This window comes from Actinoplanes sp. NPDC026623, from assembly GCF_040638275.1.
Lineage (GTDB): Bacteria > Actinomycetota > Actinomycetes > Mycobacteriales > Micromonosporaceae > Actinoplanes.
On record NZ_JBEZXZ010000091.1, the window covers coordinates 1 to 24582 of the forward strand.

The 24582-nt window shown below is 70.1% G+C and carries 16 protein-coding genes, 1 pseudogene and 1 riboswitch; of the genes and pseudogenes, 10 read left to right on the forward strand and 7 right to left on the reverse strand.

Annotation, left to right across the window (positions count from 1 at the left end; genetic code table 11):
- From AB0F10_RS24855 to AB0F10_RS24865, 3 genes are all read right to left on the reverse strand, one after another.
- On the reverse strand, nt 1–261 hold a 261-nt coding region (locus tag AB0F10_RS24855), incomplete at its 3' end, for a hypothetical protein (protein WP_360629491.1).
- Nucleotides 262–1281: 1020 nt separating this feature from the next.
- Nucleotides 1282–1818, reverse strand: a complete 537-nt coding sequence (locus tag AB0F10_RS24860; protein ID WP_360629494.1) for a hypothetical protein — start codon at nt 1816–1818, stop codon at nt 1282–1284.
- 112 nt (nt 1819–1930) lie between these two features.
- Nucleotides 1931–4144 (reverse strand): MMPL family transporter, encoded by a 2214-nt coding sequence (locus tag AB0F10_RS24865; RefSeq protein ID WP_360629497.1) that lies wholly within the window; start codon nt 4142–4144, stop codon nt 1931–1933.
- Between the two features lie 309 nt (nt 4145–4453).
- Here AB0F10_RS24865 and AB0F10_RS24870 point away from each other — a divergent pair, with 309 nt between their 5' ends.
- The 5 genes from AB0F10_RS24870 (at nt 4454) to AB0F10_RS24890 (ending at nt 9478) form a co-directional block, all read left to right on the forward strand.
- Nucleotides 4454–5476 carry an SMP-30/gluconolactonase/LRE family protein gene (locus AB0F10_RS24870; RefSeq protein ID WP_360629500.1) on the forward strand — a complete coding sequence of 341 codons (1023 nt, stop codon included), beginning with the start codon at nt 4454–4456 and terminating at the stop codon, nt 5474–5476.
- Between the two features lie 132 nt (nt 5477–5608).
- Nucleotides 5609–6544, forward strand: a complete 936-nt coding sequence (locus AB0F10_RS24875) for a hypothetical protein (protein WP_360629503.1) — start codon at nt 5609–5611, stop codon at nt 6542–6544.
- On the forward strand, nt 6541–7722 hold the full coding sequence (locus AB0F10_RS24880; RefSeq protein WP_360629506.1) for a serine hydrolase: 1182 nt from the start codon (nt 6541–6543) through the stop codon (nt 7720–7722). Before AB0F10_RS24875 ends, AB0F10_RS24880 begins: the two co-directional genes overlap by 4 nt.
- Before the next feature lie 78 nt (nt 7723–7800).
- Nucleotides 7801–8916, forward strand: coding sequence for an alpha/beta fold hydrolase (locus AB0F10_RS24885; protein ID WP_360629508.1), 1116 nt, complete (start codon nt 7801–7803; stop codon nt 8914–8916).
- A gap of 226 nt (nt 8917–9142) precedes the next feature.
- Complete coding sequence (locus AB0F10_RS24890) at nt 9143–9478, forward strand: hypothetical protein (protein WP_360629511.1); 336 nt, start codon at nt 9143–9145, stop codon at nt 9476–9478.
- 10 nt (nt 9479–9488) lie between these two features.
- On the opposite strand, the gene AB0F10_RS24895 is transcribed toward AB0F10_RS24890, so the two are convergent.
- Nucleotides 9489–10001: a hypothetical protein gene (locus tag AB0F10_RS24895; protein ID WP_360629514.1), complete on the reverse strand. Its 513-nt coding sequence runs from the start codon at nt 9999–10001 to the stop codon at nt 9489–9491.
- A 63-nt stretch (nt 10002–10064) separates the two neighbouring features.
- Nucleotides 10065–12614: a M14 family zinc carboxypeptidase gene (locus AB0F10_RS24900; protein ID WP_360629517.1), complete on the reverse strand. Its 2550-nt coding sequence runs from the start codon at nt 12612–12614 to the stop codon at nt 10065–10067.
- Between the two features lie 346 nt (nt 12615–12960).
- On the opposite strand from AB0F10_RS24900, the gene AB0F10_RS24905 reads away from it, so the two are divergent.
- Both AB0F10_RS24905 and AB0F10_RS24910 read left to right on the forward strand, forming a co-directional pair.
- A complete protein-coding gene (locus tag AB0F10_RS24905) occupies nt 12961–13920 on the forward strand; it encodes an ABC transporter substrate-binding protein (protein ID WP_360629520.1) in 960 nt (319 codons plus the stop codon).
- Nucleotides 13921–14407: 487 nt separating this feature from the next.
- Nucleotides 14408–16612 carry a nitrate- and nitrite sensing domain-containing protein gene (locus AB0F10_RS24910; RefSeq protein WP_360629558.1) on the forward strand — a complete coding sequence of 735 codons (2205 nt, stop codon included), beginning with the start codon at nt 14408–14410 and terminating at the stop codon, nt 16610–16612.
- Between the two features lie 602 nt (nt 16613–17214).
- Here AB0F10_RS24910 and AB0F10_RS24915 read toward each other — a convergent pair.
- Nucleotides 17215–19146: pseudogene (locus AB0F10_RS24915) on the reverse strand (Calx-beta domain-containing protein); the annotation flags it as partial.
- A gap of 400 nt (nt 19147–19546) precedes the next feature.
- Between AB0F10_RS24915 and AB0F10_RS24920 the strand changes: the two are divergent.
- The gene (locus tag AB0F10_RS24920; RefSeq protein WP_360629523.1) at nt 19547–19930 is read left to right on the forward strand and encodes a hypothetical protein; all 384 of its coding nucleotides are present in this window, start codon (nt 19547–19549) and stop codon (nt 19928–19930) included.
- 24 nt (nt 19931–19954) lie between these two features.
- Nucleotides 19955–20035, reverse strand: a riboswitch (cyclic di-GMP riboswitch).
- A gap of 292 nt (nt 20036–20327) precedes the next feature.
- Complete coding sequence (locus AB0F10_RS24925; RefSeq protein WP_360629561.1) at nt 20328–20906, forward strand: TetR/AcrR family transcriptional regulator; 579 nt, start codon at nt 20328–20330, stop codon at nt 20904–20906.
- A 229-nt stretch (nt 20907–21135) separates the two neighbouring features.
- On the opposite strand, the gene AB0F10_RS24930 is transcribed toward AB0F10_RS24925, so the two are convergent.
- On the reverse strand, nt 21136–22746 hold the full coding sequence (locus tag AB0F10_RS24930) for a hypothetical protein (protein WP_360629526.1): 1611 nt from the start codon (nt 22744–22746) through the stop codon (nt 21136–21138).
- Between the two features lie 128 nt (nt 22747–22874).
- On the opposite strand from AB0F10_RS24930, the gene phoA reads away from it, so the two are divergent.
- A complete protein-coding gene (gene phoA / locus AB0F10_RS24935) occupies nt 22875–24236 on the forward strand; it encodes an alkaline phosphatase (RefSeq protein WP_360629529.1) in 1362 nt (453 codons plus the stop codon).
- Nucleotides 24237–24582 lie beyond the last annotated feature (346 nt).

Consider the following 24582-nt stretch of genomic DNA (forward strand, 5'->3'; position numbering starts at 1 on the left):
TGAGCCGCTCCGCAGCCCTGGCAGCGGCGGCCGCCGAGAGCGCGCCGGCATACCCCACCACGCCCACGTCGCCTCCTGCGCCACGAGTGCCCGCCGCACCGCGCAGGCCCACCCCACCCGCGCCGCCGTCCGCAGCCCGCGTGCCCGCCGCGCGACGAGCGGCCACCCCACCCGCGCCGCGCCCTGCACCACAAATGCCCACCCCACCCGCAGCACCCTCTGCACCACGAAAGCCCGCCGCACCGCCAGCAGCCACCCCACCCGCGCCGCCCTCTGCACTACAAAGGCCTTCTACCCCGCGGCCTACTCAGCGGCCTGGTCTCGCACCGCAGCCGAACCAGCCGCCACAGCAACCGACGGCACCGATCCAGGCACCGATCCGGCCACCCCGATCAACCCAGTCGCCAGCCCGCCTGCCACCGCCGGCAGGGCACCCTTCCCCGCAGACGCTGCCACCCCGGACATCGCCTCGGCAGCCGTGGACGACATCGCAAGCACCGGCAACACCGACCGTCGCAATGCCGCTGCAGTGCGTGCCACCACCAGCCCACGGCGGACTCGCCGGGGCAGAGAGTGGGTCAGCAGCGGCCCGGCGGTCGCGACCGACCCGACCAGCACCCTCCCCAGCCGCCCCGCCGGTGAGGCTTCCGGCGTCACCTCGGCCGCGATCGGGTCCCGGTGGGTATTCCCTGAATAAAGGTGGCCACTGCGAGACGGTGGGCACGGTGACACTCGGCCATTTCCGGCAAGCCCGGGTCCGCGACGGTCACCGTGCGAACGCCAGCTCAAAGCCCAACCGAATCTATTTCCCGCCAGGCCTGTACTCGGCACCAGCACGGCGGGTGAAAAGGGCCGTCCCGCGTTGGGTGAAATGGATTGCTGCGCGTTTGGTGAAATGTGCGGACCGGACGATTCGCCGCGATCGCGCGCCTCCTGAGTGCAGATATCGGAGACCAATGTTTGACGACGCGGGATACGCACTCACATCGACTACCAGGGAGCGCATGCCAGCCACGCGGTTGGCGTTATCGCCTTGGTCCGCACTTCGCAAACGGTCACCACGAGGCAGACCGGCTCGGGTGCAAGGTCGTCTTTGGCGACATGGCGTTTGAATCTCCGAGCCTTTTCAACGTGCCCGGGCGGCAGCGCCCGGCGCAGGTCAACGGCCCGGACATCTCTGGCCGGAGGCCAGATTTGACATTGCTCTCTGTCGATCATGAACGACGAGGTTGCGCACTGCTGCCATGATCCGCGGGATGGGACCAGCGGTGGCCTGGCCGGTCAGCCCATCGGCTCCTCCGGTGCGGCCCTGAAGGCGACCGTCGTGGCGGATCCCTGCGCCACCACCTGCACACCCCAGCCGTGCCCGGTCAGGTAGAGCACCGACCCCTCGTCGTTGACGATCCGATAACCGCACTCCGGGGCCTGCCTGCGGTAGTGCTCCAGCACGCGCTCCGGCTCTGGCGCGGAGACGGTCACCGTGGCGGCGTTCCCGGAGTCGGCGGCGTGCTCGATGCGGCTGCCGGGCGGCAGGTCCAGGCCGGGCGCCACACCGGTGATCGTGCGGCCGTCGGCCACGACCGGGTGGCCGCCCTTGGGCCGGGCCGATCCGGGCGCCGCGCAACCGATCGGCGCGGCCGGCGCGGCACTGCCGGACCCGGCGGCGCCGGGCACCACGCCAGCGGTCGGCGCGGCACTGCCGGATGCGGCGGCGCCCGGCCACGGGCCGGCGGTCGGCGGGCCGGCGTCGTCGCACGCGGTGAGCAGGCCGAGCGCGAGTACGGCGGCGACCGCCGCCGTACCGGTGTGCCGGATCATGGATTTGCCTCCCGGCGTTTGCGCGGTAAGCCTCGATCCTCCGGCCCGGGGCCGGACCCGCGCAACGTGCGGCCGCCCCCGGAAGGATCCCCGGGGTCGGCCGCGGCGCGGGTCAGCCGGCCCGGACCAGTTCGGGCTCGGGCAGCTGCTCCTCGGTGCCGGCCACGGCGGGCCGGGTGCGGCCCCGCATGAAGCGCGGCGCCCACCAGTTCGCCGAGCCGAGCAGCGTCATCAGCGACGGCAGCACGACCGCCCGGATGATCGTCGCGTCGAGCAGGATCGCCGCGGCCAGGCCGACGCCGAGCTGCTTCATGTCGATCGTGCTCAGGGTGGCGAAGATCGAGAAGACCGCCACCATGACGATCGCGGCGCTGCTCACCACGCCGGCCGAGCCGGTGATGCCCTCGGCGACGGCCTGGCGGTTCGGCACGCCGCGGAGCACCGCCTCGCGGATCCGGCTCACCACGAAGACGTGGTAGTCCATGGACAATCCGAACAGGACCACGAACAGGAACAGCGGCAGCCAGGTGACGATCGCGCCCATCGAGGTGAAGCTCAGCATCCCCTCGGCCCAGGTGTGCTGGAAGACCAGGACCAGCAGGCCGTACGCGGCGGCGGCGGAGAGCAGGTTGAGCAGGATCGCGGTCCCCGCGACGACCACCGAGCGGAAGGTCCAGGCCATCACCAGGAACGTCAGCACCAGGACGAACAGGACGACGATCGGCAGCTTGTGCCACACGTGCGCCGCGTAGTCCTCGCTCGCGGCGACATCGCCGCCGACGGCGTACGAGACGCCCGGGATGGCGCCGAGTGCGGCCGGCGCCAGGTCGTCGCGGAGCCGGTGCAGGGACTCGCCGGCCTCGTCGCTGCGCGAGGAGAACGGGGTGGCGATCGACAGCAGGCTCACCCGCCGGTCCGGTGACACCTCGATCTTCGGGCCGGTCTCCTCGACCGGCGCGAACAACGGGTCGCCGCCGGCGCCGGCGGCCAGGCCGGTCAGGGCCGCCTTGACGGCGGCGGCCTGCTCCGCGGGAGCCTGCACGGCCACGAGGTGGCTGGTGCCGTTGCTCGGGTACGCGGCGGCCAGCCGGTCGTAGGCCTGCATCGCCGGGGTGGTCCGGGGCAGGTCCTCGGTGCCCGGGAACTTGAGCTGCATGCCCAGCGCCGGCGCGGCCAGGGCGAGCAGCAGCCCGACGCTGACCACCAGGGTGGGCAGCGGCCGGCGCAGGGCCGGGCGCAGCACGAACGGCCAGAACCACCCGGGGCCGCCGGTACGGCGTGCGGTGAGGCGCCACAGCAGCGGCACGCGCGGCCGGTCGACCCAGCGGCCGAGCTTGGCGAGCAGCGCCGGCAGGACCGTGAGGGAGCCGATCACCGCGACGGCGACGACGAGGATCGAGCCGACGGCCAGCGACGAGAAGATGGCGTCCCCCGCGAGGAAGAGGCCGGACATCGCGATGACGACCGCCGTACCGGAGACGACCACCGCGTGGCCGGAGGTCTCCGCCGCGATCTCCACCGCGTCGACGTGGCCGCGGCCCTTGGCGCGTTCCTCTCGTTCCCGCCGGACGTAGAACAGCGAGTAGTCGATGCCGACGGCCATGCCGATGAGCAGGATGACGCTGCTGGTCGAGTCGCTGGCCGGCACGAGGTGCGAGGCCAGGGTGGACAGACCGATGGCGGCGGCCACCGACGAGAGTGCCAGCAGCACCGGCACGCCGGCGGCGATCAGCGCGCCGAACGCGACGATCAGGATGGCCAGGGTGACGGGCAGGCTGAGCAGTTCGGCGCGTTCGAAGTCGGCGCCGAGGGTGTCGTCGAGGGCCTTGCCGATCGACGGGCCGCCGACCTGCTCGACCCGCAGCGCGGGATGCGCGGTCTGCACCTGCGCGGTCGCCGCGCGCAGCGGCTCGACGCGGTCGGACGCCGTGTCGGGGTCGCCGCTCATGGTGATCGGGAGCAGCAGCGCGGTGCCGTCGCGGGCCGCGACCGGGTCGCCGACCCCCGCCACCCCGGGCACGCCGCGCAGCTTCGCCGCCGCGTCTGTCGCGGCGGCCTTCGCGGCCGCCTGGTCCAGCGGGCCGGTGCGGGAGGTGATCAGGACGTTGTCGACCGCCGGTTCGTCGCCGAACGCGCCCTTCTCGATCATCACGGAGGCCCGCCCGGACTCGCCGACCGCCATGTCCTCGGCGGTGGCCTCCTTCAGTCCGGAGGCGTTGCCGCCGGCGAAGCACACCGCCACGAAGACCATCCACAGCGCGAGCGCGCGCCACGGGTGTTCGGCGCTCCATCTCGCCACGCGTACGGTCACCGGTCGCCTGCCCATCGCGGGCCTCCTACACGTCAGGGGTTTCTGTGTCGAACCTGAACGTAGGTAGCGCAAGAGCTGTGAACATCCGGGCTGGACCCGCGTGCGCCCCTGATCCCGGCGCCGGCGGGCCGCGGACGGATAGGCGACAGCGGCAAGCGGCAAAACGCATCTATCCGGCGCAGCCCCACCGGCGCACCGGATATTTCGGGTCGCAAGCCCCGACATCGGGGTCAGGGTTTCCCCCGTGCCGCCCCCGAGCGCGGCCCGGCGACGCCACGGCCGCCGGGTCGTTGACGCCGGAACAGGAAAGGACAAAATGGTCGGATGACGATTCCGCGCCCGCCCGCGCCCTGGCTCATCCGGCCCGTCAAGGAGCAGGCGACCACCCCGCCGCCGTTCACCGGGGACTGGGCGCCGGTCGACACCCGGCTCGACGACGTCGAGTTGCTGACGGTCCCCGCCGGACAGGGCCCGGAGGACGTGGTGGTCGGCCCCGAGGGCCACGTCTACTCCGGCACGGAGGACGGGCGGGTCTGGCGCTGGCAGCCCGACGCGCGCGCCGGCGCCCGGCCCGACCAGATCGCCGACACCGGCGGACGGCCGCTGGGCATCGAGATCGATCCGCGCGACGGCAGCCTGATCGTCTGCGACGCCTACCGCGGCCTGCTGCGGATCACCGACGACGGCACCATCACCGACCTGGCGCACCGGGCCGCCGACAGCCGCATCCTGTTCTGCAACAACGCCGCCGTGGCCCGCGACGGCGTCGTCTACTTCACCGACAGCTCCAACCGCTTCCCGGTCTCGCACTGGCGCCGCGACCTGCTGGAGCACCGGCCCAACGGCCGCGTCCTCGCGTACGACCCGGCGAGCGGGCGCACCGACGTGGTGGCCGAGGGCTTCTACTTCCCCAACGGGGTGGCGCTCACCCCGGACGAGGACGCGCTGCTGGTGTGCGAGACGGTGAGACACCGGCTGCTGCGCCTGTCGCTGCCGGACGGCGCCGTGCGGGACCTCGGCGACCTGCCCGCGTACCCGGACAACATGTCGTCGGTCGGCGACGGGACATATTGGATCGCGCTGGCCAGCCCGCGGGTCCCGATCGCCGAGCGGCTGCTGCCGCACCCGCACCTGCGCCGGATCGCGGCGGTGCTGCCCACCCGCCTGCAGCCTCAGCCGATTCCGTACGTCATCATGGCCCTTGTGGACGGGGACGGCGCCGTGCTGCGCACCCTGCACGGTCCGGCCGGCCGGTACGTGATGGCGACCGGCGTACGCCAGCACGGTGACACGCTCTGGCTCGGCAGCCTCACCGAGCGTGCGATCGCCCGCACTTCGCTCCAATAATTGTCATCTCTCCGTTATTGAACGCTTACGGGAAGTAACAATTGAGCCTCTCGGCGAATTCACGAGGCCTAGACTCCGAGTACTACGCACGTGCGCACTTGAATCGGCCTCGGATCCGGCAACAATCGAGTCATGACGTACGGCAAGAAGGATCTGCCCTTCCCCTATGATCAGGACTTTTCTGGCATCGTCACGCGGGTCAAGGGCATCCGGGAGGCGACCCGGGTCGCGCTCGTCAACTCGCCGAAGGTGGCCTCGTACCTCAAGGCCGGCTCCAACCTGATCGAGCAGCACTTCGGCGGCGACGACGTGCACGCGGTCGCCGCCGAGAGTGGCCGTAAGCCGTACTGGTCCGGCATCCGCTTCCTCAGCGAGCGCGCCCTGTCGCGCGAGATGGAGAATCTGGAGCCGCCCTTCCTGCGCCAGAAGGGTGACGGGCCCTACCGCTCCACCTGGGCCTGCCACGACGACTACCTCAACGACCTGCTGGCCTTCGTCTTCCACGACATGAACTACGACCCGCAATACAACCCGGAGATCGACACCCGGGGCAGCTGGCTCAACACCGACGCCTGCTTCGCCGACGTGGTCGACCGGGCCACCTACTACGAGCTCCAGGCGATCTGCCAGATGCCCCTGTTCCGGCTGCAGTTGCTGATGGTCGCCACCGCGCACCGCAACGACGGCATCCACGACGCGATCGCCAGCAACTACGAGGGCGCGCTCGACCCGTGGAAGAAGATCTACGAGTCGGTGATCGAGTCCCGCGGTTTCCAGCTGCGCAAGGGCATCACGCTCGACCAGTTCGCCAACATGCTCGCCGCGATCACCGAGGGTTTCGCCATCCGCAATCTCGGCGATCCCGGGGCCGGCGTCGTCGGCGAGGGCCCCTCGGAGAACCTGGCCGGCATGGCCGTGCTCGCCATCCTCAACAGCTACCTGGAGCCGGCGGGCACGCCCACCGACACGACGCTCCGCGAGTCGTTCGACGAGATCTGCGCCCGAGCGCACCCGGAAACCGATGCCGACGACGACGCCACCACAGACGACTGCGGGGGACCGACATGACGAGCACGACCGAACGGGCCACGATCCCGGCCGTCGCGGAACCCTCCTGGTGGGAGCGGCAGGGCGACCTGATCATGCGCCGGCCGTTCAACGAGTGGACGTTCACCCACATGAACTGGCTGATGCCCACCGAGCGTGTGACCCGCAGCGGCCCGCACCGGCCCCTGCCGCTGAGCCCGGACCCGCTCGACCTGACCTACCGCTTCGAGGACGTCGACCACGACCTGTCCGACCTGCACCGCCGCACGTTCACGACCGCCTTCGTCGTCCTGCACCGCGGCGAGATCGTGCACGAGACCTATCCCGGCGCCTTCGCCGGGCCGCGCACCCGGATGCAGCTGTTCAGCATCTCCAAGTCGGTGACCTCGATGCTGATCGGCATCGCCCTGGCCGACGGCGCCATCGGCAGCGTGAAGGACCTCGTCACCGACTACCGGCCCGACTTCATCGGCACCGCCTACGACGGCACCACCCTGGCCGAGCTGCTCGACATGACCAGCGGCGTCGGCGAGGCCGAGACGTGGGACGTGCCCGACAGCGGCATCAAGCGCTTCGAGCAGGCCGTGCTGGGCGGCGGCGACGTCGCCTCGGTGATCCGCTCGGCACCCCGCATGGCCGGGCCCGGCGAGCGCTTCAACTACTCGACGTTCGACGCCCAGATCCTCGGCTGGGTGCTCGAGGCGGCGACCGGCTCCTCGCTGGCGGCGTATGCCTCGAAGCGCCTGTGGCGCTACATCGGCGCGGATCGCGACGCCTACTACTGGCTCACCCGGGCTCGCCCGCGCACGGCGATCGGCGCCGGCTCGTTCAACGCCACCCCGCGCGACGTCGCCCGCCTCGGCCTGCTCATGGCGAACGACGGGATCGCCGACGGCATCCAGGTGGTCCCCCGCGACTGGGTCCGCCGCAGCCGCGGCAGCGACCTCCCCCAGCTTGCGGTCGGCTCGCTCGGCCCGAGCGGTTACCAGCACTACGGCTACGCCAACCAGTGGTGGACGCTGGGCGACAGCGCGTTCCAGGCGTTCACCGGCGTGGGCGTGCACGGCCAGTACCTCTTCGTCGACCCCAGCGCCGACATCGTGATCGTCAAGTGCAGCGCCTGGCCCACCCAGGACGACGAGCGCCGCGACCTCGAGACCATCACCGCGCTGCGCCGCATCGCCGATCATTTCGCCTGACCCGCTTTTTCACTCCATTTCGCCATTCCGTCCGGGCTTCCTCATGCCCGAAAAACCCACCCTGAAAAGGATCGATAGATGAACTCTGCCCTGCTCAAATGGGTGGCCGCCATTAATGTCACCCTCGTCTGCGCCGCCATTCTGCTCTTTGTCGGCGGCCCGGCGTCCGCGGCCATCGCACCGGGCACCGTCATCGTCTCCGGCAACGCGACGCTGCCGGCCGAGCTGTCGTCGCTGGCGACCGGCAAGCGGATCGCCTACACGACGACCGCCCTCGGCGGCGGCACGGCCACCGCCACCGGCCTGGTCATGACGCCGAAGAGCAACAAGAAGAACAAGACCGTGGTGTGGGGTCACGGCACGACCGGGCTGGCCGACAAGTGCGCGCCGTCGGCCAGCCAGGCCGTGTTCTGGCCCGAGGCCCGGGCGGCGATCGCGGCCCTGCTGGCCAAGGGCTGGACCGTCACGGCCCCGGACTACCCGGGCCTCGGAACGCCGGGCGCCCACCCGTACCTGGTTGGCCTGAGCGAGGCCCGCTCGATGATCGACAGCGTCAAGGCGGCGCGCAGCCTCGACAGCAAGCTCACCACGCAGTACGCGGTCGACGGCCACTCGCAGGGCGGGCAGGGTGCGCTGTTCACCGGCCAGATCGCCGCCGCCTACGACGGCCCGCTGGTGCTCAAGGGAGTGTCCTCGATCGCCCCGGTGTCGAACGTGCAGATCTTCGCCCCGCTCGTCCCCGGCACGCCCGGCCAGGGCTACCTCGTCATGAGCCTGTACGGGCTGAACGCCGTCAACCCGGCCTTCGACCCGAACTCGGTGCTGGCGGCGCCGGCCAGGCAGCAGGCGCCGGTGCTGCAGAGCGGCTGCCTGCTCGAGATCCTCAGCGCGTACGGATCCCTGACGCCGGAGGAGTTGCTGGTCGGCGGCGCGCTGCCGCAGACGGTGATCGACCAGCTCGCCGCCAACGTCGACCCGGCGCAGAGCGCCCCGACCGCGCCCATCCTGCTGATTCAGGGCACCGACGACGAGGCCGTGCCCTACGGGCTCACCGCGGGACCACTGCTGGATGAGCTGAACGCCTACCACACCCAGCCGGTGGAATTCGTGACGGTCGACGGCGCCAACCACGACCAGACCGTCTTCGCGACGACCGGCCAGGTCGCCAACTGGATCGCCGCCCGCTTCGCCTGACGGCGAACCCGGAACTGACGGCACCCCGCGCGATCCACCCCCGTGCGGGGTGCCGTCACAACACGAGAACCACCGACCACACAGTGAGGCACGAGCGATGAACTACACGGTGCGACCCCCCGCCTGTTCCTTCGCCGCCCGCACCGGCGCACCGCGGTCTTCGCGGCATCCCCGCCGATGCGCGCGCACGACCGTCGTCCGCTCCCCCGCGCCGCCGGTGCACGACATGTCCGTACCGGAGCTGACGGCCCTGGCCGGCGGCAATGATCCGCACCGGGCCCGGGCGGTGCTCGAACTGATCGGCCGGGTCCGGACGGACGACGACGCGACCGACGCGCTGGGCGAGCTGAGCCGCCTGCGGTCGCTTCGCGACGACCGGATGTTCCACCTGGTCTCGCTGGCCTGGGCCGCGATCATCGGCCTGCTCGCCGCCGCGACCGAACGGTCCTGGATGACCGCGCACGCCGCCTTCGCCGACCTCGACCCCGACGACCGCCTGGCGCTGCTGCTCTACCTCGAAAGCACCAGCGATCTCGCCGGCGACTTCGACTCGCGTGCCTGACCGGCGCCGGTCAGCGAAGCAGTGCCGTCAGGCCGGCGACGACGGCCCGGATCCCGTTGCCGAGGGCGGGCAGCGCGTACGGGTCATTGTTGTCGAGCAGGGAGCCGATGACGCAGCCGCCGCAGACGCAGAGCAGCACCACGAGGCTCACCACGAGCAGCACGATCGAGGCGGCCATGCCGGGGTACTTCTGCGGCGGCGCGCCCATCGCACCGGCCATGAAGGCGATCATCGGGGCCCGGTACTCGAGCTCGACGGTCTGCCCCGGGAGCACCGTGACGTTCAGGTCCGCGACGCCGATCCGGGACGGGATCAGGTAGGGAACGTGCACGTGCACGTGGTACTGGCCCGGCTGCACGGGCAGGACGGTGCGGTTCCAGGCGCCCTGGATCTGGTGTCCGTTGATCTCCACCCGTGGCTTGAAGAGTCCCATGAGGAACGCGATCGGGTGGTACTTCAACGTGAGCGCGATCGCGCCGCCCTCGTTACCCTGCGGCGGGTAACCCGGGTCCTGCTCGTACATGAGGTGTTCCTCCCGTTTGCGGGCACGAAGAATAGCGTCCCGCGCACGGAGCGCGATAGGCGGCTACGACGCCGACCAGAACAGTGCCCGGGCGAACTCGGCGTAGAGGCCCTTGGGGTGCGCCCGGAACAGCGGCTCGGTGCCGAACATGACCGCCCTGCCGCCCCGGGCCGTGGCGCCCGAGATCACCGCCGCCTGGCCCGCCGCCTGCTCCGGGCCGCCGGCGCCCGGCGCGGTCGGCAGCCAGTGCCCGGCGACCAGCGGGGCGGCGGCGTAGCTCTGCTCGACCGTGAAGCCGGTGCCGGTGAACCAGATCGGCGAGTAGACGAAGGCGTGCGGTGGCGATCCCGCGCCGACGACCGCCCCGGTGTTGCGCACCGAGACGACGCCGTTGGCATCGGCACGGCCGGTGACCGCGGTCGCCGGCAGCAGCCCGGCCGCCGCGTTGAAGGCCGCGCCGGTGCGGCCCCGGGTCACCACCCCGCCGCGGGCGAGCAACTCGTCGACCTCGGCCTTGCCGGCCGCGTTGAGCCCCGCATAGGAGAGCCCCGCGGAGACCACGAGGGTGCCGACGTCCGAAAGCTCCGCGCCCGCGTTGAGCAGCGCCGTCGAGACCGTACGCACCTCGAAGCCCATCTCGCGCAGGGCGAACAGTTCGTCGGCCGAGACCGCGGCCGCGATCACCGGCCTGGTGAACGGGGTGCCGACGGGTCCGCGGGCGGCGGTGAACCGTACGCCGTAACGGTCCGCCACGATCTCGGCCTCGCGGCGCGCGGCGGCCGGGACCACGACGGTGGCCGCGCCGGTGCGGCTCAGCGTGACGCCGAGATCGAGCAGGGCGTTGACGGCGCGCACGTCGGCGCGGTCGCGCATGGTCAGGGCCAGGTCGCGGCCCTTGGCGGCGGTGACGGCACCGGTCGGCGACGCCGCCGTGACCGCGATGCCGGACACCGGCGGCGAGGCCGTGGCGCTGATGTCGACCGTGGCGCCCCAGAGCAGGCGGTTGCTCCAGCCGGAGATGTCGTACATCTGCGGCACCAGGGCCGAGATGTCCCGGCCCGCCTCGAGCAGCGCGTTGGCCAGGCCGCGCTTGGGCTGGTGCATGTCGACGAGGTAGGTGCCCGCGCGGTAGCCGCGGGTACCGAGGACGAAGTCGCGGCGGGCCTTGGTGACCCGTACGTCGTTGGCGACCAGGTGGTCGACCAGCCGGGCCGCGGCGGCCGGGGACCGCTGCGCGCCGCCGGCCGGGATGACGTAGGCGCGCGGGAACCGGGTCGAGTAGCGGTCCTCGGGGCCGAAGCCCGCCACGTAACCGTCCGGGACCGTCGGCGACGGCGAACCCGCCCGGCCGCGCCGGAACTGCTCGATCTGATCGGCGAGCAGCGCGGCGCGGTGGGTGTCCGCATAGGTCAGCGCGGCCCCGATCGTCGCCGCGACGACGTCGGTGTTCACCGACGTGCGGCGGCGTAACTCCTCGACCGGCAGCGTCTCGTACGCCTCGTGGTTGACCGGCAGGGGCATCTCCACCGTGTGCCCGACGGCGCCCTGGTAGATCGCGTACATCGGGGTGAAGATCGGCGGCCAGTCGTCCCAGTCCCCCGGCTGGTAGTCGCGGAACGGGATGTCGGCGCGCGCGGTCTCGGGGTGGCCGAGCCGCCGGATGGCGGCCTCCATGCCCTCGGCGTTCGGCAGCGCGTGCTTGATGTAGAGGTCGTACTCGTAGTTCTGGCCGTGCGGGGGCGTCGCCGGCTCGATCAGGGTGGTGCCGGTGTAGCCGTGCTCGTCGAGCATCACGAACGGCTGGGTCGCGATGACCACGTCGCGCACCGCCCGCGACTCCGGCTGCGAATCCGTCGCGAAGTCGCGGTTGATGTCGAACCCGGCGCCGTTGGCCCGGGTGCCGGCGATCCGCCCGTCCGGGTTGTTGGTCACGGTCACGTACAGCCGGGTGCGGTCGAGCAGGCGCCGGGTCGCGGCGTCGGTGGCGGCGGCGAGCCGTTCGATGACGCGCATGGCGCCGTCGGTGCCCTCCCACTCGTCGCCGTGGATGTTCGCGTTGATCCATACCGGAGTCTTGTAGCCGCGCCGCAGCGCCCGGTCGCGCCGGGCCGCGCGCGGGTGGTCCTCGATCAGCGCGCGCCAGCGGTCCTGGCGGGCCGCCTCCGCGGCGGACTCCGGTGCGGTCACCGTGACCAGATAAAGGTCGCGGCCGAGGGCGGAGTGCCCGACCACCTCGGCGGAGACCCGGTCGGAGGCCGCCTGCAGCGCGTTCAGCCGGGGCGCGATCGCGTGGTACGGGAGCAACCCTAGCTTGATCGACTTGTCGGCCGGGTTCTCGGGGTAAACGCGGAGGTCGGTGCGCCGCGGGTAGCCCACGCGCCCCGGCGTCCAGCGGCTCTCGGGCAGCGCACCCAGCGGCGCGGCCCGCGCCGCGCCGGCGCTCGCCGCGGGCGCGGTCGCGGCGACCTCGTTGCGCTCGGGACCGTTGCCGAAGTCCCTCGTGGAGGGGACACCCGGCGCGGAGCCGGCGGGCGGCGCCGGCGCCGGGTTCGGCGCGAGGGCGGCGGCGAGCAGCGCCGCGCCGAGTCCGGTCAGAATCCGCGACAGATCCACAAGCGCCTCCGTTCAGGTGCTTCGACCCTCTCGTGTGGATCACCGCCGCGCAATGAACCGCGCCGCAGCCAGCCGCACCAATCCGCTCATTACGCCGATATCGCGGATTGTCACCGGCCGCGTCGATGACTGAAAGCGCAGGTCAACCGCGTCGGGCGGGCAAAACTTCCGTGCGACGCCCGTGTTAACACTCATTGCACTCTGGTTAAACTCTCGCCGTGGCATTGACCACTGTGGCAAGACCAACCAATCTATGGCGGCACTCGGCGGCTGTGGATCTCAGCCTTCGACCCACCCCACCTCACGCCTCCACGTTGCCCGCCTTCACTCTGCGAGGGACCACCCCATGAGATATCGGCTTACCGCGGCAGTCGCCGTCCTGACGTTGAGCATCGCCGGTTGCAGTGGCGCCTCCTCGGACGCCGGCACCGATGACAAACCCGCCGCCGGCTCCAAAGGCACCGTGAAGATCGCCGTCAACCCCTGGGTCGGCTACGAGGCCAACGCCGCCGTCGTCGGATACCTGCTCCAGCACGAACTCGGCTACACCGTCGAAAAGAAGAACCTCAAGGAGGAAATCTCCTGGCAGGGCTTCGAAACGGGCGAGGTCGACGTCGTCCTCGAGAACTGGGGTCACGACGACCTCAAGAAGACCTACGTCCAGGAGAAGAAGACCGCGGTCGAACTCGGCCCCACCGGCAACAAGGGCGTCATCGGCTGGTACGTGCCCCAGTGGATGGCCGACAAGTACCCGGACATCACCGACTGGAAAAACCTGAACAAGTACGCGGACCTGTTCAAGACCTCCGAGTCCAAGGGCAAGGGCCAGCTTCTCGACGGCGACCCCTCGTTCGTCACGAACGACGCCGCCCTGGTCACCAACCTCAAGCTCAACTACGAGGTCGTCTTCTCCGGCAGCGAGGCCGCCATCATCAAGGCGGCCCAGCAGGCCACCGCGCAGAAGAAGCCGCTGCTGTTCTACTTCTACGAGCCGCAGTGGCTGTTCGCCAAGGAGAAGTACGTCCGGGTGAAACTGCCCGCGTACACCGCCGGGTGTGACGCCGACCCCAAGAAGGTCGCCTGCGACTACCCCGACTACACCCTCGACAAGATCGCCAGCAAGAAGTTCGCCGATACGAACAGCACCGCTTACCAGCTCGTCAAGAACTTCAAATGGACCAACGAGGACCAGAACCTCGTCTCGGACTACATCACCAACCAGGGCATGACCGCCGAAGCGGCGGGCGAGAAGTGGGTCAAGGAACACGAGGCCACCTGGAAGCCCTGGATCCCCAGCGCCGCCTGAACCACCCCTTTGTAGATCATCGCGTGTAGATCATCGCGCGGCGCCTCGCGGGCGTCGCGCGATGATCGGTACCCACTTCACAGGTTCCTGACCGATCAGCGGGCTCGGATCCGCGCCGGAATCGAAATCTGATCGAAATAAACCGGCGGCACCATGATCCCGTTGATCGATGATCGAATGAACCACCCTCGCGCTAAACGACAAACCTACACAGTCCACCCGCATCCCGGGCCGCACTGAGTAGTTTTCGCATTCGTTAGTAGTACATCGTGGACTACCGGTCTGCTCATCGATATGGTCCGGAAGCCACGGCAAGGCCAAGCCGCCCCCAAGGCCCAAGGAGAGTTTGCGTGTCCGCAGGGAGTCGTCCGGCCGTAGGACCGATCACGATCGGCGTCCGGCCCGGACCCGGCGCCACCGCCTGCCGCACCACTCCAGAGGCGGTAACCCCGTGAAAATCCCCCGCCCCCGAATCGCCCGCCACGACGTGGGCACCGCACCGGCCGCCGCCGCCGTCCCGGCCCCCGCCGGCTCCGGCGGCACGATCCGCCGGCGCGTCGTACGAACCCTCACGCTACCCGTCGCCGCCGTTCTCGTCCTGCTGGGCGTCATCACCGTCATCGAGGTCGACAACTACCGCACGGCCGCCGCCTCGGCCCGCGCCGTCACCCTCGTGCTCGCCGTGCAGGACCTCGTGCAGGAGCTGCAGACCGAGCGTGGTCTCACGGCCGGCCTGCTCGGCGGCAACGTCGGATTCAAGGCCGAGCTCGGCCCGGAGCGCAAGCGCGTCGACGCCCAGCGCGCCAAGGTCGAGGACCTGATCGCCTCCGGCGGCGTCGCGCAGGATCGCGTGGCCAAGGCCGTACGGCAGCTCGACGGCCTGGCCGGCGTCCGCGCCGGCACCGACGCCGGAGCCGCCGACCGCGCGCCGACCTTCGCCTTCTACACCGGTCGCATCGCCGAGCTGAGCAACGTCGACTACGGCCTCGACAGCTCCGCCGACCCGGCCCTGCGCCGCGGCGTCTCGGCCCTGGAGGCGCTCGGCGACGCCAAGGAGAGCACCGCGCAGAAGCGCGCGTTCCTCAACGGCGTCTTCTCCGCCAGCGGCTTCCAGGACAACGAGTTCCTCCAGTTCGTCACCATGCGCTCGGCCGAGGACTCGGCCCTGGCCACCTTCGGCCGCTACGCCACCGATACTCAGCTCAAGGCCCGCGACTACGTCTTCAACACCGGCGCCGCGCAGACCGCCGCGTACTTCGAGGACGTCGCGCTGAAGGCCGGCGACGGGCGCAACCTGCAGGTCAACCCGCAGTCCTGGTGGTCCTCGCAGACCACGGTCCTCGACGACCTGCGTCAGCTGCAGCAGCACGTCGGCTCGGTCATCCGGGCCCGCGCCGCCACCCTGCAGGACCAGGCCAGCACCCGGATGGGCCTGCTGATCGGCGCCGTGATCCTCTGCTTCGCCGGCTCGGTCTACCTGGCCACCGTGGCGTCCCGCTCGATCGCCCGGCCGCTGGCCACCCTCGCCAACGAGGCCAACCGGCTGGCCGGCGTCCAGCTGCCGGAGGCGGTCCGCAGGGCCACCGCCGGCGACGACGACGCACCGCCGCCGACCGTCCGGATCCCGGCCGGCGCCAGCGACGAGGTCCGCCTCGTCGCCGACGCCCTCGACCGGGTGCAGGCCACCGCCTACTCCCTGGCCACCGAGCAGGCGATGCTGCGCCGCAGCACCACCGAATCGCTGGCCAACCTGGGCCGCCGAAATCAAAACCTGCTGCGCCGCCAGCTCGGCTTCATCACCAGCCTCGAACGGGAGGAGTCGGACCCGACGGGACTGGCGAACCTGTTCGAGCTCGACCACCTCGCCACCCGCATGCGCCGCAACGCGGAGAGCCTGCTGGTGCTGGTCGGCGCGGCCAGCCCCCGGCAGTGGTCGGAGCCGCTGCCGATCGCCGACGTCATCCGCGCCGCGGTCTCCGAGGTCGAGGAGTACCGGCGGGTCCAGCTCCGCCGGGTCGACGAGACCCTGGTCGCCGGCGCCGTCGTCAGCGGCGTCGCGCACATGCTCGCCGAGCTCGTGGAGAACGGCCTGGCCTTCTCGCCGCCGGACGCCGACGTCGAGATCCAGGGACGCCGCATCGGCGAGAACTACCTGATCGCGATCACCGACCAGGGCATCGGCATGAGCCACGCCGACATCGAAATGGCCAACCAGCGCCTGCGCGGCGAGGGCGACTTCATCACCGCGCCGACCCGCTTCCTCGGCCACTACGTCGTCGGCCGGCTGGCCACCGACATGGGCATCGACGTGCAGCTCGCCCCGTCGCCGGTGACCGGCGTGACGGCACGCATCGTGCTGCCGCCGTCGATGCTCGCCAACCCGGGGTCGGTGACGGCCACACCGCAGCGCATGGCACCCGCCACGCCCGAGCCGGTGCACAGCATGGAACGCCCGCGCGCCCTCGAGTCGTCGGACCCAGCGGTCACCCAGGTGCTGACCCTGCCGCCGATCGAACCGCCGAACGACCCGCCGCACGCCACCGACGGCCGGATCCGGCCGACGACCATCGAGTACGTCACCGCCGCCGGCAGCCCCGCCGTACGCACGCAGCCGGCCGCGCCGACCGGAAACTCCTCGGCCGCCCGGTACGAGGCGGCGATGACCTCGTCGACGCTCTTGGTCGTGGAGTAACCGGTCACGACACCCATGGTGCTGTTACCGGAGACAGCCGACTTGTAGCGGTAGGTGCTACCCGACTTCAGCTTGGTGAAGGACCTGACGTACTTGCCGTTGCTGTCCAGCTTGGCAGTAGCGACAGTGGTCAACGAACCGTTCCTGTTGACCCGGTAGATCTTCACCGTGGAGCCGGCACTACGCGGGTTGCCGTAGACCGTAACCGTCGCCTTGCCCTTACCCGGCGAGCTGGCGAAGGTCACCGGCGCCTGCTTGACGTTGACCGCGACCGTGTTCGACACGAGCGGGCCGTCGTTCACCCGATAGCTCATGCCGGTCATGTTGAGCGAGGTCCTGAAGGAGAAGGTGCCCGCACTAGTGGCGGTACCGTTCATGATCTCCTTCCAGGTGGTGGTGCCGGCGACCTTGCTCGACAGGGTGAGAGAAGCACCCGCAGCAGCGGTTCCCGTGAGCGCAATCGGGCCGGGACCGACCCGAAGGTTGGTGGAAGCCCGAAGCTTGGGCGTGACCGCAGGCGTCGTGTCGTCCGACACGATCGTGACGGTGCCGATGCCCCTGGTCACCTCGGCGCCCGACGGAAGCGGGTTGCTGAGCAGGACCGAGAAGGTCTCGTTGGACTCCATGTCCCGGTCGTCGATGATCGGAACATCGACCGAGGTCGCCATCGTGCCCGGCGGCACCGACAGGGTGCCCCTGGTGACCTTGTAGTCCTTGCCGGCCATGGCCGTGCCGTCCGCGGTACCGTACTGGACGGTCACGGTCTGGACGGTCGAGGTGGCGTCACCGGTGAAGGCCAGAGTGACCGGAACCTCAGCCACACCGTCCGTCTCGTCGACCGTCAGATCGCCGATGGAGGCCGCCGGCGGCGTGTCCAGCGGGTCGTCTGCGATCTTGTAGGTCCCGGTGGCCGAGGTGAAGCCGGTAAGCAACCCAGTGATCTCGTCCGCCGTGACGGTGAACGCCTCGGTGGGCTCGTCGATCTGGTCGTTCAGGGTCTCAACCGACCAGGTGTATCCGCCACCGACGGTGGGGATGTCGACCAGCGGCCCGAAGTATCCACGCGGCACGTTGATCCTGGTGGTCGTGAGGGTGTCCTCGGCCACGAAGTCCGCAACGGCCGTAGCCGCGTCCTTCGCGGGGCTACCCAGGGTGAGGCCGAGGGAGTACGGGTACTCCGAGACACCGACGATGGTGCCGGTGACCGTGATGAACCCACCCTCGGTCGCGTTGCTGTTGTTGAAGGTCATGGTCGGATGAGCGTCGTCGTTGACGATGGTGACCACCGCGGTGTGCTTGACGTACACCGTGTTTGCAGTGTCGACACCGCCGGTCACCGAGGCCATGCCCACGATGAACGACTGGTTCTTCTCGTACGTCGTGTCGCCGTTGATCGGGATGCTCACCATCCCGGTCGTGTCCCCGGCCTTGATGGTCACGGCCGCAGGGTTGGGCTGGTCGAAGTCGTTGTCACCGGCGAGAGTGCCACCCTCCACCGCGGTGTCGTTGGTCAGCGACGGCGTGAAGACGGTGTCCGACGCCGCAGGCCCGCTCAGCGTGATCGGCACCTGAGCCATGGTGGTACCGCTGTTGCCCTCCGTGAGCGATACGTCGCCGAGGTTGTAGGTGGGGTTGGCATCGCCCTCGCCCGCCTCCGTGATGACGAAGGGTTTGAGCGTGGTGGCGGCGTCGTAGTCGCCGGGGTTTCCGATGGTGTCGGTCGTGCTGGAGAGCGTGATCAGGAAGTTCTCGTTGCCCTCCAGGACCTGGTCACCGTAGATGGTGATCGGGATGTCCTGTGTCCAGGCCGTGGGTGTCGTGGTGCTCGTGTTGGCCGGGATGGTGAAAGAGCCCGAGGCGGCCTTGAAGTCGGAGCCCGCCGTGGCGGTGCCGTCCTTGGTGGCCCAATCGATCTTGATCGGCATCGGGAAGGAGGTCGGGGTGGCGGGCAACGTCACCTTGATCTTCTGCACCTTCTCACCCGAGTTGCCCTCCGGGAACGGGTCACCGAGGACGCCGCCGATGGGTGCGCTCTGCAGGGTGACCATCGGGCCCGGGTCGTTGTCGTTGATGATGCCGACGCCGGTGGTCGGCGTGCCGAGCGTGACACCCACGACCGGGGTGGTGAGGACGACCTTCGTGTTCTCCGCGCCCTCAAAGATGGCGTCCTGGAAGGTCTGGACGGCGAGCGTGCGGGTCGTGGCGTAAGCCGGGATCGTCACCGTCCCGGGGCTACCGACGGTGGCCGGGCTGACGATGTCCGCGGCGACGGCCGCGTTCGAGTCGGCCGTGGTCGTGCCGTCGGCGTTGTAGTAGGAGACGCTCAGGGTAGTCAGGTCGGACGGACGGTCCAGCGTGACCGGGAAGTTGAGGTAACCTCCCTCGTCCGTCGCGGGAGCGTCACCGATCGACGCCACCGGCGTGGGGTCGTCGTCCGTGATGGTGACAACGGTCTTGTTGGCGGTGCCCGATTTCAGCACGACCGCGGTGTCCGACGCCACGACGTCGAAAGTCTGGCCAGTGGGCTGCGCCATCTCGTCGACGTTGTCGTCGTAGAGCTGGACGGCGGTGGTCCCGGTGTAGTTGTACTCGGGAATGGTGATCACCGAGTTCGCCGGGAGCGCGTCGTAGTCACGCAGAACCCCGCCGCCGGAGGTCGCGGTTCCGTCTGCTGTGGCGACCGGGATGGTGAGCGGGTGTGGAAGTACACCGCTCAGTGTCGCCGTGACGGTGACCTTCTTCTGGACGAGGACGCCCGAGACGGTGGCCGCGGTCTCCGCCACGGTGGTGGTAGCGGGCGTGATCGTGAATTGCGGATAGCTGGCGACCGCCCAGATCGTTCCGGTCCCGGACGTGGTGTTTCCCAGCGTGTCCGTGGCCACCAGGCTGAACGACTCATCGGAGGTGTCGGCGTCGGCCGCAGTGTCCACACTGATGGTGATCGTGCTGGGAGCCGCCGCCGACGATCCAGGGAATGTGACGGCGCTCGGCCGGCTCAGAACAGTGGAGAAGTCCGTGGCAGCGATCGGGTTTGCACCGGTCGCCGTGCCGTTGGCGGTCGCGAAGGTGAAGTCGCCGGGCGACGCACCCGTGTACTTGACCGTGAAGGTGACCTTGCTGCCTTCCCAAGCCTGGGCGTCGCTGATCGTCAGGTTGCTGACGGAGGACGGGTTGTCCGCAAAGGCGGGCGCGGGCACCATGACGGCGGGCACCAGGCCGATGGCGCTGGCGACTGCGGCGCTGAGGACCATTCTGGCCGACTTGTGTCCACGCAGCGAGAACGGATCCGAGCCGCTCTTGGCTGCATGGGCTGGTTGATAGCGCATGTGTTGTTCTTTCTCCTTCGGCGGCTGGGCCGCCTCCCGCTCCGGGAGGTCCCTGGCTTTGCGTCCCCGACTCTCGACGGGTTTGCCTTTCTCGGTGCCGCACGCGACGGCTTGTGGTGCACCTGCCTTTCCGGCGGGTTGGCGCGGGCACCTAGCGCGGGGACAAAGCTCGCACTGGAGGTTGCGCCGTCCGTACTGTAACCAGCGAAATGCCGGACTGTTGGTGAATTGGACTTTTAGGCCGGATAGCCCCGAGAGCACGGTCTAGTGGCGATTTCTTGCCTACATGATCAGGCGCCAAAATGCCCCCTACCTGGGGAAATACCTCCAAAGGAAGCAGTCGACGTCAATCTTGACGATGGAAAGTATCCGCTGGTAACTTGGGACGCATGGCCGGTTATCACCACGGGAATCTGCGCGATGCGATCCTGGCCGGCGCCGCCTCGGTGATTAGCCGGGACGGGGTCGGCGGGCTCAGCCTGCGCGCCGTCGCCGCCGACATCGGGGTCAGCCACACGGCATTCCGGCGCCATTTCGGCAGCCGCGAGGGCGTGCTCAATGCGCTCGCCGTCGAAGGAAATTTGATGCTCGCCGAGCAGTTGCGCGGCGCGGCCTCGGCGGGCGAGTTCGTCGATGTCGGGGTCGCCTACGTGCGGTTCGCGCTCGCCAATCCCGGCCATTTCGCGGTGATGTTCCGCTCCGACCTGCTCGACAACGACGATCCGGAGCTAATTTCCGCGCGTTCCGAGTCTTTGGCGCCGTTGCGCGACGGCGTGCGCGCGCTCGGCGCCGCCGATCCGACCGCGACCGAGGTCGCCGTCTGGGGTGTCGTGCACGGCGTGGCGACCCTCGCGCTCACCGGCACCCTCGCGGGCGCGCTCGACGGCCCGCTGGGCGCACCCGATCGGTCCGCCGACGTCGAGTCCCTCGCCCGGCGGGCGCTGTCCCTGCTCCAACCCTCAGGTTAGGGCCCCCGAGATGCTCGACAACGTCCATCAGATCATCGCCGGCGTCGTGCTGTTGTCGGTCATCGGCATCGCCTACGGCGGCACGTTCCTGCTCAGGGTGACGCGCGGCAGCGTGCCCGCCAACGAGTTGCAGCAGTGGTTCTTCCGGGCCGGCCACGCCCACGCCGGCGTGCTTGTCATCATGGGTTTGCTCGTCATGCTGCTGACCCAGCTCAACGAGGTCGCCGAGCTATGGCAGGTGCTGTCGCTCGGGGTGCTGGTCGCCGCGATCCTCATGCCCGGCGGCTTCTTCGTCTCCGTGATCGGCCGCGACCCCGAGCGGCCCAACCGGCTCATCGCTCTCCTCTGGGCCGGCGCGGCCGCCCTCGTGGTCGGCCTGGCCTCCGCCGGCATCGGCCTCATCACCGCCGGCACCAACTGAGCAAGCACCAACCGAGCCCTCAGCGGCCAAGCCAACACCAGCCGAGCCGGCAGCGGCCAAGCCAACACCAGCCGAGCCGGCAGCGGCCAAGCCAACACCCACCGAACCAACACCGGCCGAGCCGGCACTATCGGACCCGACGCCAGCCGAGCGGGCAGCGGCCGAGCCGGCACCGACCGAACCAGCACCGGCCGAGCGGGCAGCCGCTGGGCCGACACTCTCCGGCCAGGGTCCGGCCGAGCGAGCAGCGGCCCAGCGAGCGAGCGGCAGCCAGGCCAGCAGCACCACGAGCGCCAGCAACGCGACGAAGGGAAGCCGCCACCACGGAGTAATTACCGGCGGTGGCGGCACCTGCGCGGCGGCCACCCAAGGCCGGGCGGTCTTCGACCACGCCACGAACGCATCACCGATCGGCAGCGCCCCGGCCGCATAGCGCTTGGTCCACGGCGTCGAGAACGGCACTCCGACCAGCTCCCCGTAGCTGGCCAACGACCGGGCCAGCCCCCTGTCCCCCGCCACAGCCGCCGCGCCCAGCGTCACTGCGGTAGCCGACAGGCTCACCCCGAGCGGCAACGGCCCCGAGTCCACGTCGCCCGGGCCATCCATGCCGACCGGATACTCCCGAACCGCCGGACCCAGCCGCAGCGGCCGAACCACGAACTGCGACCGGAACCGCAGGTACTGCTCCCGAGCGAACCCCGGATCAATATCGACCAGGAACCGCTGAATGATGCTCTGCGAAGTCCCCCGAGCCACCGACGCAGGCGCCCCGGTCTCCAGGTCCACGGTGTGCGGCTGCAGGCCCGTGGCCGGGTCGAGCCGTTGACGGACGCCGGTCAGCCACCGCTGCACCGTCCCGGCGTACCGGGGCGGTAGCAGCTTGTCGTGCAGGCGCAGGGACGCGATCGCGACCGTCGAGTCGACCGGCCACGCCTGCCCGGGATAGGCCGCAAGGTAGGGCGACGACGACGCGTCGAAGGCCGCCGCCAGCGCCGCCGATGACGCCTCGAAGTCGCGCTGCAGCGCCGGATCCGGCCGCAGCGAGAGGATGCCGCCGCGCAGCCAGTTCGTCCAGCCCTGATAGAAGACGCCGTACGCCGGCGTCAGGTCCGCACTGAACGGGCCGCGCCCGGCCGGCGTCTCCAGCCGGGATAGTGCCCATCGCGCCTCGCGTAGCTGCGAAGACGGGTCGGCCGCGTCGCGGCCCCGCGAGACCTGGGCGAGGCCGTAAAGGGCGTACATGAAGAGGTAGCCCTCGGGGAACAGGCCCTGTGCCTGCTCGGCGGCGCCCGCGTCCAGCTCGGAACGCAGGAACGCCAGCTGTCCCCGTACCCCGGCGCGGTCGGCGGGGGTGACCAGGCGCCCGGCCGCCAGCAGGGCGACCAGGGTGACGACGACGGCGGTGGTCTTGCGGAGCATGGCGTCAGCCTAGGAATGCTGCGCTACCAAGCCGTTCGTCCGATGCCGAGGTCGCGGACCGTCGGAGTTCGGCGACACTTCGCCTGCCGGTCACCATCAGGATTTCCGCGGCTGATGCTGTATGGCCCATGAATGCTCTTCGTCATCTTCGCGGCCGCCGGGTCGCTGTGGTGCTGGCCGCCGCGGCGATCGTCGCCACCCCGACGGTCGCGCTCGCCGGCGACTCGCACCCGGACAACACCCGGGCCGCCGACCACGCCATCCAGGGTGGCAGGGCCCGCAACGTCATTCTGCTGATCGGCGACGGCATGGGTGACAGTGAGATCACCATCGCCCGCAACTACCAGGTCGGCGCCGCCGGGCGTCTCGCCATGGACAAGTTGCCACTGACCGGCGCCTACACCACGTACGCGGTGCAGAAGGACAACCCGAGCCTGCCGGATTATGTGACCGACTCGGCCGCGTCGGGCACCGGCTGGGCGACCGGCCACAAGTCCTACAACGGCGCGATCTCGGTGACGCCTGACGGCAAGCCGAAGCCGACCATCCTGGAGCTGGCCAGGGCCGCCGGGTTCCGCACCGGCGACGTGACCACCGCCGAGCTGCAGGATGCCACCCCGGCCGTGCTCGGCGCGCACGTCGTCAGCCGCGACTGCAAGGGTCCGGACGCGATGGCAGCCTGCGCCGTCAACGCCAAGGAGAACGGCGGCGCCGGCTCGATCGCCGAGCAGCTCGTGCAGACCCGGCCCGACGTGCTGCTGGGCGGCGGCAAGCAGTATTTCGACCAGACCGTGAAGGCCGGTGGTTTCCAGGGCCGGACGGTGCTGCAGCAGGCGCAGGCGAACGGCTACCAGGTGGTCACCGACGCCGCCGGGCTGGCAGGGGTCAAGGGTGACCAGCCGATCCTGGGTACCTTCGCGAAGAACAACATGGATCTCGAGTGGGTCGGCCCGAAGCCCACGCGTACGGGCACCGCGCCGTCGACCTGCGCGGTCAACACCGCCCGTACGGCCACCCAGCCGCACCTGGTCGACATGGCCGACAAGGCGCTGACGGTGCTGGACCGGCAGACGCGGCACAGCCGCAAGGGCTTCTTCCTGCAGATCGAGGGCGCCTCGATCGACAAGCAGGACCACGCGGCCAACCCGTGCGGCCAGATCGGTGAGACGGTCGCGTTCGACGCCGCGATCAAGCGGGTCCTCGACTACCAGCGGTCGCACCCGGACACGCTTGTCGTCGTCACCGCCGACCACGGTCACACCAGCCAGATCGTCGAGGCGCCGACGCTGGGCTACACGGCCACGCTGGTCACGCACGACGGCGCCAACATGACGATCAGCTACGCGACGGCGGACATCACCGGCTCGCAGCAGCACACCGGCACCGAGGTGCGGATCGCCGCCGGCGGCCCGCAGGCGGCCAATGTGCTCGGCGTCACCAACCAGACCGACCTCTTCTTCACGATGAGCCGGGCGCTGGGCATCCGGTAGCCCTTCTCGACAGTTCGGGGCCCCGCCTGACGGCGGGGCCCTTTCGTCTGTCCGGGCAGCCCCGAATGCGTTCGTGCCAATTGTCGACGGCAAGGTCTATTTCGATTGGATAACAGCGGCGCCCGGCGGCGAGATGTAGCGACAAGACCGATTTGGACAATGCGGAATTCCGGCCGCACATTTAACGCAGCCTTAAGCCCGGATTAGGCCCACTTTCGCTAGGCTGCGATCTTCATACGGTTCCCGCTACGCTCTGCCATCGACCAGCCACTTCGGATACCGGCACTCCTCAGACACGGGACGGAAGACAGTTGATGTTGCGCAGGGCGCATGTACCGGCTCACGC

Bases quoted from the DNA above. Each gene is read 5' to 3' on its own strand.
- AB0F10_RS24860 (WP_360629494.1), bottom strand. From the start codon at position 1,818: ATGATCCGGCACACCGGTACGGCGGCGGTCGCCGCCGTACTCGCGCTC.
- AB0F10_RS24865 (WP_360629497.1), bottom strand. From the start codon at position 4,144: ATGGGCAGGCGACCGGTGACCGTACGCGTGGCGAGATGGAGCGCCGAA.
- AB0F10_RS24870 (WP_360629500.1), top strand. From the start codon at position 4,454: ATGACGATTCCGCGCCCGCCCGCGCCCTGGCTCATCCGGCCCGTCAAG.
- AB0F10_RS24875 (WP_360629503.1), top strand. From the start codon at position 5,609: ATGACGTACGGCAAGAAGGATCTGCCCTTCCCCTATGATCAGGACTTT.
- AB0F10_RS24880 (WP_360629506.1), top strand. From the start codon at position 6,541: ATGACGAGCACGACCGAACGGGCCACGATCCCGGCCGTCGCGGAACCC.
- AB0F10_RS24885 (WP_360629508.1), top strand. From the start codon at position 7,801: ATGAACTCTGCCCTGCTCAAATGGGTGGCCGCCATTAATGTCACCCTC.
- AB0F10_RS24890 (WP_360629511.1), top strand. From the start codon at position 9,143: ATGTCCGTACCGGAGCTGACGGCCCTGGCCGGCGGCAATGATCCGCAC.
- AB0F10_RS24895 (WP_360629514.1), bottom strand. From the start codon at position 10,001: ATGTACGAGCAGGACCCGGGTTACCCGCCGCAGGGTAACGAGGGCGGC.
- AB0F10_RS24905 (WP_360629520.1), top strand. From the start codon at position 12,961: ATGAGATATCGGCTTACCGCGGCAGTCGCCGTCCTGACGTTGAGCATC.
- AB0F10_RS24920 (WP_360629523.1), top strand. From the start codon at position 19,547: ATGGTGATCGTGCTGGGAGCCGCCGCCGACGATCCAGGGAATGTGACG.
- AB0F10_RS24925 (WP_360629561.1), top strand. From the start codon at position 20,328: ATGGCCGGTTATCACCACGGGAATCTGCGCGATGCGATCCTGGCCGGC.
- AB0F10_RS24930 (WP_360629526.1), bottom strand. From the start codon at position 22,746: ATGCTCCGCAAGACCACCGCCGTCGTCGTCACCCTGGTCGCCCTGCTG.
- phoA (WP_360629529.1), top strand. From the start codon at position 22,875: ATGAATGCTCTTCGTCATCTTCGCGGCCGCCGGGTCGCTGTGGTGCTG.